Source organism: Agromyces sp. NPDC056965, from assembly GCF_042673425.1.
Lineage (GTDB): Bacteria > Actinomycetota > Actinomycetes > Actinomycetales > Microbacteriaceae > Agromyces.
The window spans coordinates 1-12,185 of sequence record NZ_JBHURI010000106.1; the positions used below are offsets into that span (position 1 = coordinate 1).

Below are 12,185 nucleotides of genomic sequence, written 5' to 3' on the forward strand. Positions count from 1 at the left end.
GGCATCTGCGGACGCGTCGGCGAGGAACGGGGCGACCTCGAACTGCCACGCCGCGTTGACGGGATCGGCGTCGAGCGTGGCCGCCATCGTCGCCCGATCGGCGACGACCACGTCGTGACGCAGCACGAGCCCGCTCCGGTGGATGCGCCACTCGAGCACGCCGGCATCGCGCATCGCCGTGTCGAGCGCGGCCGGGATCGCAGCGTGGAACGTCTCGTACCCACGCTCCGCCCCCGGCCGGAGGGTCGTCGTGAAGCTGTAGGCCTCAGGCATCCGTCATTCCTTGGTCGAACCCGCGAGCATGCCCGACACGAGCGCGCGCTGCGAGAAGAGGAAGAGCACGAGTACCGGCAGGATCGCGATGACGATCGCGAGGGCCAGCTCGGGGCTCGTGATGTCGAGTCCGGCTCCGGCCACCGGGTTGAACGACGGCGTCGACGACAGCAGCTGGTTCAGGCCCACCTGGATCGGGAACTGGCTGCTCTTCGGCAGCACCAGATAGGGCAGGAAGAAGTTGTTCCAGTTGCCGACGAAGCTGAAGAAGGCGACGAGGGCGACGACGGGCTTCGCGAGCGGCAGCGCGATGCGGACGAAGATCTGCCACTCGTTCGCCCCGTCGATCCGCGCGGCTTCGAGCATCGAACGCTGCAGGCTCGTCGCGAAGTAGATGTACACGAGGTACACGCCGAACGGGTAGAAGGAGAACGGCAGCACGACCGACCAGATCGTGCCGATCAGCCCGAACAGGTTCAGTTCGAGGAAGATCGGGAGCACGAGCGCCGACGACGGCATGATCATCACGATGAGGGTCGTCATGAGCAGGAGCTTGCGGCCGCGGAACCGGGTGAGCGCGAGCGCGTAGCCCGCGGGCACGCTCGTCACGAGGGTGAACAGCAGCGCGAGCCCCGAGTAGACAGCCGAGTTGCCGAGCCACTGGAACACGGCGCCACCCTGGAAGTCCACGAGGTGGGTCCACGCGGCTGCGAGCTGCTCGAAGGATCCGAACGAGAGGGGCGGCTCCGAGATGAGCTCGGCGGCCGTCTTGGTCGGCGCGAGCAGCACCCAGATCGCGGGCACGACGAAGAACACCAGCAGCGCCGCGAGCACGATGACGACCACGGCCATCGATGCGAACGAACCGCTACGACTCCGGCGGAGACCGACCGAGGACGCCCCGGTCGAGGAGTGCACTGCGCTCATTCTTCTTCATCCACCTTGAACAGACCCGAGCGGGTGACGAGTACGACGGCGAGGATCACGCCGATCAGCAGCAGGAACAGCGAGATCGCGGCGGCGCCGTTGAAGTCGCCGTTCTGGAACGCGAACACGTAGGCCAGCTGGTTCGGCGACCAGGTCGGGCTGACGCGCCCGAGGCTCGCGGTCTGCATGAGCTGCGGCTCGACGAACAGCTGCGTGCCGGCGGCGAAGGCGAGGATCGCCATGTAGACGATCCACTTGCGGATCATGGGGATCTGCACGTGCCAGGCGGTCTTCCACGGCCCGGCGCCGTCCATCCGTGCGGCCTCGAGGACCTCGTCGGGGATGTTGTTGAGCGCGCCGTACATGACGACGATCCATCCGCCTGCACCGGTCCAGAACGCGATGATCACGAAGATCACCGGCAGGTTGGCCGGGTCGAGCACCTCGGCGAACGTCTCCCAGCCCATGGCGCGGAGCAGGCCCGCGGCGGGGCTCACATGGGGGTCGAGCATGAACAGCCAGACGAGCACGCTCGCGACGCCGGCGAGCGCGCCGGGGATGTAGTAGAGGAAGCGGAACACCGCCGACAGACCGGGGCGCATGCGTCCGCGCAGGATGACGGCGACGACGACCGTGAGCACGATCACGACGGTGAGCCACATCACGAGGTAGACGGAGATGTTCAGGAACGCCGGCGCGAACCGGTAGTCCTGCATGACCTTGATGAACTGGCCGAGCCCGGTGAACTGGCCGCGGTCGTTCGTGAACGCCAGGTAGATTGCGTAGACCGTGGGGAACACGCCGAACGCGAGCAGCAGCGCGGTGTACGGGGCGGCGAAGGCGAGCCCGGCCCAGCCGGGCCGGCGGCGCTGGACGCGCCGCCGGACCTGCTGGGTTTCGACGAGGGCGGCTGCGCGCCCGGCATCGAGTGTCGTCATTCGTTGACGACCGTGTATCCGACCGATTCCGCCTCATCGGTGATCGCCTGCTGCCAGGCGGGCAGCGTGTCGGTCAGGGAGGCGCCACCGGTGATGGCGGGCAGCACGACGCTCGACCACGCGGTCGCACTCGCGAAGCGGGTGTTCGCCCAACCGGTCCACACGGCGTCGGCGGCGACGGTGAACGCCTCGGTGATGTCGTTCGCGAAGTAGTCGCGGTTGGCCGGATTCTCGAGCCACACCTCGGCGCCCGCGACATAGGCGGGGTAGGTCGGGGCATCCTTCAGGTTCTCGTCAGACGTGGTGAGCCACTCGGCGAGGGCCGTCGATGCCTCGAGGTTCTTGCTGTGGGCCGACACCATCCAGATGCCGCCACCGACATTGCCGGTCACCGCTTCGCTCTCGCCGTCCCACTTGAGCGGGGCTGCCGCCGCCATCTGACCGGCGGGCACCTTGAACGCCGAGTCGAAGAGGTACTTGCCGTACCACGACGGACCGTTCGCCATGAGCACCTTGCTGCCGTCGAAGCCCTGGCTGAAGAACGCCTGGGTGGTCAGCGAGCCGGCGTCGATGAGCGAGTCGAGCATGGTCGACATGCGCGTGCACGCGGGGTCGTCGAGCGCCACGCGCAGGGTGTCCGCGGATTCCGCCTCCTGCGCCGGGCAGGCCGCCGACCAGAAGTACGACTCGTGCGAGTTGGTGTCGCCGATCGATCCCACGAGGTAGCCGGGGTGCTCGACCGCGACCTTCTCGCCGAGCGCCTGGTACTCCTCCCACGTGGTCGGAACCTCGTAGCCGAACTCGGTCATGAGCGCGTCGTTGTACCAGAGCACGACCTGCGCGATGTCGTTGCGCAGGCAGTACGTGTTGCCGTCGGCCTCGCACGGGGTGAGCGAACCCTTCGCGAATCCGTCGAGCACCTCCTGGTCGACGAGGTCCGCGTTGAGCGGCGCCGCGAACGGCGTCTCACCGGGCGAGGTCGGCTTCGATGCCCACGTGACGTCGGTCGGAGCGCCGAAGACCACGTCGGGCCAGCCCTCGTCGGTGCGGTCGAACAGCTGCACCTTCGTCTGCAGGTAGGTCGAGCCGCCGGCTCCGCCGTCGTACGTGACGATGTCCATCTTCACGTCGGGGTTGGCCTTCTGGTACGCCTCGACCGACGGGAGGCGGGTGGAGTCGGCCCACACGACGATCTCCGAGCCGGCGACCTGCTCGACGGGTTCGAAGGTCGTGGGGCCGTCGGCCGTGGACTGCTCCGCGCTGGCGCAGCCCGCGAGCAGGGCGATGGTCGCGATCGCCGAGACGACGAGCGCGCCGCGTCGGACGACGCGGGATCGAGGGGTTGACTGCATTGTCGTTCCTTTCAAGGGGGTTGGGGGGTGAGTCATGCGGCGCGGGCGAACGCCGCGACGGGGGCCGGGTAGTCGAGACCAGCGGGGAGGGCGATGCCGGGCTCGGTCGGCGCGTGCACCATCCCGTTCTCGTCGACCGCCGCCTCGCGGCGAACGGGGTTCGAGGTGACGAGCGACTCGTAGTAGGTGGTGTTCGAGATCGCCATGCACAGGTGCTGGTTCGGGATGTCGGAACCGTGCACCTCTGCTCGGAGCCGGAACGCGTCGGCGAGGTGCGCCGTGCGCATCGCACCCGTGATGCCGCCGCGCAGTGTCGCGCTGGCCCGCACGCCGAACGTGGCGGCGCCGGCGGCGATGAAGTCCGCCGAGTTCATGTGCGCGCCGTCGGAGGTCTCGGCGACCACGAGCGGCACCGTGACCGCGTCGGCGAGCCGGCCGTACGCGGTGACGCTGAACTCCCGCATCGGCTCCTCATACCAGAGGTAGTCCGCGTCGGAGAGCGCACGGCCGAGGCGGATCGCGTCGGGCAGGTCGAAGCCCGCCGAGCCGTCGTACATGAGCGGCACGTCGTCGCCGACGTGGGCGCGCAGTGCGAGGGCGAGCTCGGCGTCCTTCGTCGCGTCACCCCAGGCGTGCAGCTTGATGCCGTGGTAGCCGAGCGCGAGCGACTGGTCGGCGACGTCGAGGAACTCCTCGATGGTGGCGAACGTCGAGGTCGACGCGTACGCCGGGATCGAGGTGCGGAAGCCGCCGAGCACGCGCCACACGGGCTCGTTCGCGATGCGTCCCGCGAGGTCCCACAGTGCGACGTCGACGAGGCCGAAGGCGGGCAGCGGCAGTTCGTGGATCCGGTCGAGCTCCCAGAAGCGGTGCCAGATCCACTCGCGGTTGAGCGGGTCGGCCCCGATCAGCTCGGGCCGGTACACCCGCTCGACGAGGTCTTCGAGCATCATGGTGGCGCCCGGGCGGGAGAAGAACGCGACTCCCTCCGTACCGGTGTCGGTTCCGATGCGGAGCACGGCTCCGTCGCCGACAGGGGCGCTGCCGGCGAGCCCCTCCCGCCACTTGAAGGGCGGGTCGGCCGCGGGCACGTGCACCCGATGGACCTCGACGTGGGTGATCTTCATTGCGTTGCTCTCTCGTTTCGCGGTGGAGTCGGTGACGGTCAGGCGCAGGTATCGAGCGCGACGCCGAGCGGGCGCGCGAAAGTTCTGGAGCTCGTCATCGAACTCCGTGCGTAGTGGTGGTGGTCAGTCGGTGAGCCGCGAGAACAACCGCGTGCGGATGCGGTGCTCGAACTGCGCTCTGGTGGTGTCGATGTGTGCGACCATCAGGGTCGCGGCGAGTTCGCTGTCGCCGGCCGCGATGGCCTCGGCGATCTCGACGTGCTGGGCCCCGGCGTCGGAGAGCGAGCCCGCGGCGTCGCCGTGGAAGAGCAGCACATCCGACTGCGCAGCGAACTTGCGGGTGTTCGCAACGCTCGCCTGCAGGAAGACGTTGCCGGCGGCAGCGGCGATCGCGGTGTGGAACGCGGCGTCGGCGGCGCCGAACGTGTCGATGTCATCGGCGATTCCGGCGTCGAGCGAGGTCTTCGCCGAGTCGCGGATGGCGCGGACCTGCACGGGCGTCGCCGACGTCGCGGCTCGACGCGCCGTCTCGGCCTCGGTGAACTGGCGGTAGTCGATCAGCATGAGCACCTGCTCCATGTCGGTCGGCTGGAAGTTCGCGAGTTCGGCGTCGGCGAGCACGCCGTTGGACTCGGCCACGAAGATGCCGGCGCCGCGGCGCACGCTGACCCGGCCGAGCGCCGAGAGCACCTTGACGGCCTCGCGGGTGACGTTGCGCGTGACGCCGAGGATCTCGGCGAGGCCCTGCTCGGTCGGCAGCCGGTCGCCGGGGCGCAGACCTTCCGCGGCGATGTACTGCAGCAGCTGCTCGGCGACGAGTTCGTAGCCCGGCCGGTACGGAGCGACCGTCTCGCCGGCCTCGTCTGCTGCGCCTGCCGCCACTGCCGCCATGGGTGTCTCCTCTTCGAGCGAATTGCTTCGATGAGTATTACACAACACGGATCGATCTCGCAATGAATCGCATTAAGTACGCGATTTCTGTGAAGTTTGCGCCCACTGTGAGCAAATGAATCTGATCTATCCGCGATCCAGGCGTCCGCGCTCAGGCGATTCAGCCGCCAGTCGGCGAGTCCGCCGTGGCGCGAACACGCGCGTAGTGCTCGCGCACCCGGTTGCGATTGCCGCAATCGGAGGCGATGCACCACCGGCGATTGTGGCGCGGCGAGGTGTCGAGGAAGACCCAGCCGCACTCGGCATCCGAGCATTGGCCGAGCCGGTCGAGATCGTCGCGCAGCAGCAGGTCGACCGCGGCGAGCGCGATGCGCCGGCGAGGCAGGGCGAGGTCCTCCGGGAACTCCCACGCCCATCCCGCACCATGATCGTCAGGGTCGAGGCGACCCGACGCGACGGCCTCGGCGTGCGCCGCCACGAGCGGCTGTGTCGACGCGCCCTCGTATGCGGCGGCGTAGATCGCCTCGCGCAGCGCGATGACCCGGGCAACCTCGGCCGCGGCATCCGCCGGATGCTCGTCGGCGAGACGACCGAGAGCCGCGCTCTGCGCGTCGCCGACGAGGCCGAGCTGGTGCGCCCACCGCTGCACGTCGTCGAAGTCGACGAAGTGCTCGATGCATCGCTCTGCGCTGAGGCGCCACGACACCGTGTTGACCAGGTCGAGGGCGACGGCGCCGCCGACCTGCCCGTACGTCTCGCGTGACCGCACCCGGTTCGAGGCATCCATTCGGCCAGCATAACGCCTGATTCGGGCTTTACCCATTCAACTCCGTCTGCCACTCTGTAACGCATGCAACGCGAATCACCAATTAGCTTTCGGCGACGATCGTGGTCGCGCGACTTCGCACGACTCTGGCTCGCCGAAGGCGCATCCGTCGCCGCGCAGCAGGTCGCCGAGCTCGCGCTCCCCCTGCTCGCGGTGCTCGTGCTGCACGCCTCGGCGATCGAGCTCGGCCTGCTCGGGGTGGCCCGCTGGCTGCCCTTCCTGCTGCTCGCCCTGCCCCTCGGGGTGCTCGTCGACCGGCATCGGCGTCGCCCGCTCATCGTGACCGCCGACTGGGCGCGCGCCGTGCTCACCCTCGCGATCGTCATCGCCGCGGTGGCGGGTGCACTGACCGTTCCGGCGCTCGCGGTGCTCGCCGCTGCGATCGGCTGCTTCACCGTGCTGTTCGAGGTCTCGTACCAGTCGGTGCTGCCGAGCGTCGTGCCGACGGCGGCGCTGCCCGGCGCCAACACCAGGCTCGCCGCGACGGCGTCGGCCGTGCAGGTCGGCGGCCCCGGCCTCGGGGGCCTGCTGGTGCAGGCGGTGACCGCGCCGTTCGCGCTGCTCGTCACGGCCGGCGGGTACGTCGTCTCGGCGATCTCGGTCGCCGGCATCCGTGCGCCCGAGGCCCCGTCGGGGCGAAGCGGCGGATTCCTGGCCGAACTCCGCGGCGGGCTGCGGTTCGTGGCACGCGACCGCTACCTCGTGGCGAACCTCGGGTTCTCGGCGCTCTACAACCCGTTCAGCCAGTGGATCATGGTGCTGTTCACCCTGCACGCCGTGCAGGGCCTCGGCCTCGACGCCGCCCAGCTCGGGCTCGTGCTCGCGATCGGGGCGGTCGGCGCCCTCGTCGGCTCGGTGCTCGCCGGGCCGGCCGTGCGTCGCTTCGGCGGGGGCCGCCCGATCCTCTGGTGCGCGGCGGTCAACTGCCTCTCCCTCCTCGCCATTCCGTTCGCGGATGCCTCGTGGGGCACGCCGTGGCTCATCGCCACCTTCGGCGTGGTGTTCGCACTGAACGGCGCGAGCACGACGCTGTCGAGTGTCATCCTCGTGACGATCCGGCAGCTGCGCACCCCCGATCGGCTGCTCGGGCGGGTGAATGCGAGCATGCGGTGGGTGTCGTTCGGCACGATCGCGATCGGCGCCGCAGCGGGCGGCTTCGCCGGCGAGCTGCTCGGCACGCGGTCGGGGCTCGCGATCGGCGCCCTGCTCTGCCTCGGGTCGTTCGTGTGGGTCGCCCTGTCGCCGCTCCCCCGCATCGGCGACCCCGCCGAGCTCGCCATCGCCGAACGACGGGACCCCGATCGTGCGGCCGACCACGCGGCCGCTGCCACCGGCGCGCCCGAGGGACGCGCGCGCGACCGCTCGTAGGATCGGAGAATGGGAGCGAACGAGTATCGGTACGACACCGAGATCGTGCGGCTGATGTACGACCACGCCTCGTCGGTGGTCTGGTTTCCCGACCCGGTTCGATACGAGCAGAGCGGGCTCAGCTCCGAGCTGATCACCGAGCTCCGAGCATGGGGGCGATTGCACGACGAAGGTCTCGATCACGAGCAGCAGTGGCGGTCGCCCGAGCTGCCCGCCCGCGTCGATCGCGAGCGCCAGGAGCTCGCGCATCGCCTCGGCGACGAGCTCGGATCGGCCTTCGAAGTCGAGTTCGACGTGCCCAGCGGCGTCTGGTTCGGGCCGCGCCATGCGAGGGTCCGCTCGACGAATGCGCCGACGAACCCCGAAGCCGCCGCGATCTTCACGACCTGGGCCGACGCAGCGCGGGCTCAGCGGGCCGAGCTGGCGAAGCGCGCCGCGGAGCGACGAGCCTCCGGCGAGGTCGAGGGCGGCGGCTGGATCGCCCTTCATGCAGGCACCGGGCGACGGTACCGGCCGCCCGAACGACCCGAGCGGGATTGACGAACGCCCGACCCTCACGAGGAGAGCCGTGCGTTCGTCTTCGACCGGTTACCGCTGCGACTTCACACGGTTACGTGCGACGCTGCGAGGCGGTTACGCCTCGCACTTCGTGGGCACGAGAGAATCGGATCGACGACAGACGATGGCACGGGGTGCCGGATCGGACCGCCACGATCAGAGGAGTTCCATGACCACGACCACCGCAGCACCGCTGAAGGTTCGCCCCCGCATCTGGATCGGGCTCGTGATCTGGCTCGCCTACCTCGCGCTGGTCCTCGCGATCCAGTCGGCGAGCGGCATTCCCTACGACCAGTGGGGCGACAGCGCGGGCAACCTCTTCTTCGGCGGCGGGGTGTCGCTCATCGTCGCCACCGTGCTGCTCGCGATCACGACGAGCCTGCTCGGCTGGTGGCGCCCAGCGCTCTTCGACCGTGAACGCAGCCGGCACCGTTGGCCGATCTTCGTGCCGATCCTCGTCGCGGTCGCGGCCGTGATGAACCTCGCGGGCACCGACTGGGCCAGTTACAGCGGGGCGTTCTTCGCGGCATCCGTCGCCCTGCTGCTGGTCGGGTTCACCGAGGAACTCGTGAACCGCGGCCTGATGCTCGTTGCGCTGCGCAGCCGGCTCGGCGAAGGCTGGGTGTGGTTCATCAGCTCGGCGCTGTTCGGGTTCTCGCACTACATCAACGTGCTGCTCGGCGCCCCCGCCGGTGACACGACCATGCAGGTCTTCGCCGCGTTCCTCGGCGGCACGGCGTTCTACATCCTGCGCCGCGCGACCGGTTCGCTCATCTGGGCGATGGTGCTGCACGGCGTCTGGGACTTCTCGGTGTTCGCGACCGGGGTCGGGCACGCGGCCGACATCGCGGCCATCGCGAACGTCGTCTACCTCTTCACGGGCATCGTCGGCCTCGCGGTCGTCGCCTTCGTGATCCGGGGAGCGAACGAGCGGCTGGATGTCTCGCCCGCACCGGCCACGAGCGGCGCCGGCATCTCGGCCGGCTGAACGATGAACGCCCGGCCCTCGCGATGAGGGCCGGGCGTTCTCACCGAAGAACGGGTGCGGGTCGGTCAGCCTGCCGAGGTTCGCACCGTGCCGACCGCGGACTCCGCCGGCGCGGCATCCTCCCCCTTGCTCCGGAACGTCCAGAAGACGAACACCAGCGCGAGCGCCTGCGCGATCGTGCCGAGCAACGGCCCGAACGCGACCGCGCCCGGCGCGTGGCCGACGGCGAAGGTCGTGAAGTCCCAGGCGCCGTGCAGCACCATGGCCCAGATCAGGCTCCCCGAGACGCGACGGACGATGTAGAACGCGGTGCCGCCGAGGAACGCGATGCCCATCTGCTGCAGCGTCGGCAGCAGATCCTGCCCGGAGAACAGGTTGGTGGCGTGCATGAGCCCGAAGAGCGCGCTCGTGGTGAACCACACCCACACCTCGCGCACGGTGCCGCGCAGGCTCGTGAGCAGGATGCCTCGGGTCACGAGCTCCTCGTTGAAGCCCACGAGCGCGCCGAGCAGCAGCAGCCCTGCAAGGTACCCGCCGTCGATGCCCGACCAGTCGACCCCGGCGGTCAGTGAGATCACGATGGCGACGGCCATGAGCGCCGGCGCGATGATCGGCCAGGCGTGACGGCTGCGGCGCTCGTCGCGGAGCGCGGGCTTCCACCAGCCGAGCACACTCGTCGCGATGACGAGCAGCACGGCACCTGCGGCGAGGAACAGCACGGGGCCCCGGAAGAGCGTGTCGCCGCTGTCGCCGTACTGGTCGTACGGCACTCCCGAGAGCAACCCAACGGTGAAGACCACGACGACGTAGGCGATCCAGACGAGGATTCCGATCCACCAACGGGGTGCGACGCGCATGCGATTCCTTTCCTACGGAGGGGTCGCCACGGCAGCGACAGCTCAGTATCCCAGCAGCACTGCTCGGCGCGGCGGAGGGGCGAGCACTATCCGCCGATGCAGTTCGGATCGCCCTCGCCCATGCACGTCGGGCCGCGGGGCGCTTCGGTCGGAGGCGCCTGCTCGGGGAAGAAGCGGTCGGCCGGAACCGGCACGGCGAACGCGACGATCAGGCCGAGGCATCCGACGATGCACGAGGTGATGATGAGCCCGCGCCGGCGGCTGATCGCGGCGAACACGATGGCGCCGACGACGGCGACGAGCGTGAGCGCGGCCGTCATGAGGTACCGGTCCTCTTGCGCCGGCGTGACCACCACCGGCGAGCCCCAGAGCGTGAAGTACGTCTCGAAGGCCTGCCAGAGGAGCACGAGCACGAGCAGTCCGCCGAGGGCGAGCAGCCCGCCCGCGATCCTCGCGGAGGTGCGCCGTTCCCGGCTGAGGAATGCCGCGGTGAACGCGACGCCGAGCGCGACGACGGCGGTGAGGATGCCGGCATCGATCCAGGCGATGCCATTGCCGAGGAACGCGCCGAAGCCGGCGCCCGCGAGGCTCGGGAGGCTGCGGGCGGCGGTCGCCAGCACGACCGCGACGGGCGCGGCGAGCACGATCAACGCCCATCGACCGGGCCGGCGCATCGACCGCAGTCCGAACTGCACGGCCGCGGTGAGCGCGACCCACGCCAGCAGGTTCGGGTCGAAGACCATGACGACGAGTGGAAGCAGCACCTCGGTCACGTTCAGCCCGTTCGACGAGACGACGAGCAACAGCACGCCCAACAGGCGAAGCACGACGACGGATGCCACGAGCACGACGGTCTCGACGACGCGCGCTCGCAGGTCGAATACCGGTCGATCGGGCGCGACAGGCTCACCGGCACCGGCACCGGTGGCGTCGTCGGCTTCGGGCAGGGCTCCGCTCATCCGTGGAGCATCCCTCGATCGGCGCGGTCGCGCATCAGTGCCGCCCCCGAAACGCCGCAGCCGTGGCGTGGCCGGCACAGCGCTCACCCCATCGGCGTCGGCCAGGTGGAGGGGTCCGAGCCGACAGTGCCGTACGGGTTGCACAGCGACGAAACCTTGCACTGCTCGAGGAACTTCGCGGGGTCCCGGGACCCGAGCATGACCGGCGGCGGACTCCCGCTGAATGTCGCGACCCGCTCGCTCCGCGATGCTGACTCGGCAGCGGCAGCGGCAGCAGCAGCAGCGGCTTCGGCCTCGACACGTACCGCGAGGGCGTGCGAGGCCTCGACCGCGTTGACGGCGGCGATCCATCGGGGCGCCGCGCCGGAGTCTCCAACCGCAACGGCGACCTGGGCAGCCTGGAGTTCTGCCGTCGCCTCTCTCGCCGCCTTCGGATTCGCCGCGAGCAGTTCGTCGGTGCGAGTGCGCACGCTGGCGACGAACGCAGCAAACACGTGTCGAACCTCGGCACATCTCGCAGTCGCCCGTACTGCTCCGTCGGCGACGGAGCGGACAGAGTGCGTGACGCGGAGTCGCGCGTCGGCGACGTCGACCAGCGACGCCCGCAGCTCGGTGACGCCGGCACCGGCCACCGGCAGTTGCGGACGAGCGAAGACGACCGCTCGTGGCGATTCGAGCGACGCCGTCTCCGCAACCTGCGCCGCGAGCTCGATCGACCCGGCCGGCAGCTTCGGGTCGCCTTTCGCAGCCTCGTCGAGGCGCTCGGAGACCCGAGAGATGCATGACTCCGCCGCGGCTCGCGCGTTGCTCGCGATCGCGCCGATCGCGACGACCCGATCGATGGCGGTGTTCTCTTCTTCGACAGCAGACAGCAACTGAACTCGCGAGTCGGCGTCGACGATCGTCGCCCGCCCCACGTTGCCGACGATGAGTGCGATCGCCGCTGCGGCAACGAGCAAGCTCAATGGCCTCGGTCCGACTCGGGTCAGTCGGCGGAACACGTTCGGGTCCGTCATCTCGCGATCATAACCTGAGCGTTGCGGCCCAGGATCGTCGTTGTCGGTCACGGCGCGGCCGACCCCTCCTTCGCCGCTGACGCACGAACGCCCGGCCCTCGCGCC

Annotated in this window: 13 protein-coding genes; 3 read left to right on the forward strand and 10 right to left on the reverse strand. The window is 69.7% G+C overall.

The annotated features are described in order from the left end of the window. From ACFTQE_RS18500 to ACFTQE_RS18530, 7 genes are all read right to left on the reverse strand, one after another. Positions 1-273 (reverse strand): L-rhamnose mutarotase (locus ACFTQE_RS18500; RefSeq protein ID WP_376926444.1); only part of this gene is annotated, 273 nt, incomplete at its 3' end. Positions 274-276: 3 nt separating this feature from the next. Next, a complete protein-coding gene (locus ACFTQE_RS18505) occupies positions 277-1,200 on the reverse strand; it encodes a carbohydrate ABC transporter permease (protein WP_376926445.1) in 924 nt (307 codons plus the stop codon). Then, complete coding sequence (locus ACFTQE_RS18510) at positions 1,197-2,138, reverse strand: carbohydrate ABC transporter permease (RefSeq protein WP_376926446.1); 942 nt, start codon at positions 2,136-2,138, stop codon at positions 1,197-1,199. The genes ACFTQE_RS18505 and ACFTQE_RS18510 overlap by 4 nt, the downstream gene beginning before the upstream one ends. Beyond that, positions 2,135-3,490 carry an ABC transporter substrate-binding protein gene (locus ACFTQE_RS18515; protein WP_376926447.1) on the reverse strand — a complete coding sequence of 452 codons (1,356 nt, stop codon included), beginning with the start codon at positions 3,488-3,490 and terminating at the stop codon, positions 2,135-2,137. The genes ACFTQE_RS18510 and ACFTQE_RS18515 overlap by 4 nt, the downstream gene beginning before the upstream one ends. A gap of 32 nt (positions 3,491-3,522) precedes the next feature. Further along, on the reverse strand, positions 3,523-4,617 hold the full coding sequence (locus tag ACFTQE_RS18520) for an enolase C-terminal domain-like protein (RefSeq protein ID WP_376926448.1): 1,095 nt from the start codon (positions 4,615-4,617) through the stop codon (positions 3,523-3,525). A gap of 123 nt (positions 4,618-4,740) precedes the next feature. Continuing rightward, positions 4,741-5,508: a FadR/GntR family transcriptional regulator gene (locus ACFTQE_RS18525; RefSeq protein ID WP_376926449.1), complete on the reverse strand. Its 768-nt coding sequence runs from the start codon at positions 5,506-5,508 to the stop codon at positions 4,741-4,743. Positions 5,509-5,668: 160 nt separating this feature from the next. Beyond that, positions 5,669-6,295, reverse strand: coding sequence for a CGNR zinc finger domain-containing protein (locus ACFTQE_RS18530; RefSeq protein ID WP_376926450.1), 627 nt, complete (start codon positions 6,293-6,295; stop codon positions 5,669-5,671). Between the two features lie 63 nt (positions 6,296-6,358). On the opposite strand from ACFTQE_RS18530, the gene ACFTQE_RS18535 reads away from it, so the two are divergent. The 3 genes from ACFTQE_RS18535 to ACFTQE_RS18545 all read left to right on the forward strand — a co-directional run bounded on the left by ACFTQE_RS18535 (position 6,359) and on the right by ACFTQE_RS18545 (position 9,248). After that, positions 6,359-7,702 carry an MFS transporter gene (locus ACFTQE_RS18535; protein WP_376926451.1) on the forward strand — a complete coding sequence of 448 codons (1,344 nt, stop codon included), beginning with the start codon at positions 6,359-6,361 and terminating at the stop codon, positions 7,700-7,702. A gap of 9 nt (positions 7,703-7,711) precedes the next feature. Beyond that, positions 7,712-8,242, forward strand: a complete 531-nt coding sequence (locus tag ACFTQE_RS18540) for a hypothetical protein (protein ID WP_376926452.1) — start codon at positions 7,712-7,714, stop codon at positions 8,240-8,242. Between the two features lie 187 nt (positions 8,243-8,429). Further along, on the forward strand, positions 8,430-9,248 hold the full coding sequence (locus ACFTQE_RS18545) for a CPBP family intramembrane glutamic endopeptidase (RefSeq protein ID WP_376926453.1): 819 nt from the start codon (positions 8,430-8,432) through the stop codon (positions 9,246-9,248). 65 nt (positions 9,249-9,313) lie between these two features. Here ACFTQE_RS18545 and ACFTQE_RS18550 read toward each other — a convergent pair whose 3' ends face one another. The 3 genes from ACFTQE_RS18550 to ACFTQE_RS18560 form a co-directional block, all read right to left on the reverse strand. Then, positions 9,314-10,105: a CPBP family intramembrane glutamic endopeptidase gene (locus ACFTQE_RS18550; protein WP_376926454.1), complete on the reverse strand. Its 792-nt coding sequence runs from the start codon at positions 10,103-10,105 to the stop codon at positions 9,314-9,316. A gap of 86 nt (positions 10,106-10,191) precedes the next feature. Further along, positions 10,192-11,064, reverse strand: coding sequence for a hypothetical protein (locus tag ACFTQE_RS18555; RefSeq protein ID WP_376926455.1), 873 nt, complete (start codon positions 11,062-11,064; stop codon positions 10,192-10,194). A gap of 83 nt (positions 11,065-11,147) precedes the next feature. After that, on the reverse strand, positions 11,148-12,080 hold the full coding sequence (locus tag ACFTQE_RS18560; RefSeq protein WP_376926456.1) for a hypothetical protein: 933 nt from the start codon (positions 12,078-12,080) through the stop codon (positions 11,148-11,150). Positions 12,081-12,185: the final 105 nt, after the last annotated feature.

Bases quoted from the DNA above. Each gene is read 5' to 3' on its own strand.
- ACFTQE_RS18535 (WP_376926451.1), top strand. From the start codon at position 6,359: ATGCAACGCGAATCACCAATTAGCTTTCGGCGACGATCGTGGTCGCGC.
- ACFTQE_RS18560 (WP_376926456.1), bottom strand. From the start codon at position 12,080: ATGACGGACCCGAACGTGTTCCGCCGACTGACCCGAGTCGGACCGAGG.
- ACFTQE_RS18550 (WP_376926454.1), bottom strand. From the start codon at position 10,105: ATGCGCGTCGCACCCCGTTGGTGGATCGGAATCCTCGTCTGGATCGCC.
- ACFTQE_RS18520 (WP_376926448.1), bottom strand. From the start codon at position 4,617: ATGAAGATCACCCACGTCGAGGTCCATCGGGTGCACGTGCCCGCGGCC.
- ACFTQE_RS18525 (WP_376926449.1), bottom strand. From the start codon at position 5,508: ATGGCGGCAGTGGCGGCAGGCGCAGCAGACGAGGCCGGCGAGACGGTC.
- ACFTQE_RS18515 (WP_376926447.1), bottom strand. From the start codon at position 3,490: ATGCAGTCAACCCCTCGATCCCGCGTCGTCCGACGCGGCGCGCTCGTC.
- ACFTQE_RS18530 (WP_376926450.1), bottom strand. From the start codon at position 6,295: ATGGATGCCTCGAACCGGGTGCGGTCACGCGAGACGTACGGGCAGGTC.
- ACFTQE_RS18555 (WP_376926455.1), bottom strand. From the start codon at position 11,064: ATGAGCGGAGCCCTGCCCGAAGCCGACGACGCCACCGGTGCCGGTGCC.
- ACFTQE_RS18545 (WP_376926453.1), top strand. From the start codon at position 8,430: ATGACCACGACCACCGCAGCACCGCTGAAGGTTCGCCCCCGCATCTGG.
- ACFTQE_RS18510 (WP_376926446.1), bottom strand. From the start codon at position 2,138: ATGACGACACTCGATGCCGGGCGCGCAGCCGCCCTCGTCGAAACCCAG.
- ACFTQE_RS18505 (WP_376926445.1), bottom strand. From the start codon at position 1,200: ATGAGCGCAGTGCACTCCTCGACCGGGGCGTCCTCGGTCGGTCTCCGC.
- ACFTQE_RS18540 (WP_376926452.1), top strand. From the start codon at position 7,712: ATGGGAGCGAACGAGTATCGGTACGACACCGAGATCGTGCGGCTGATG.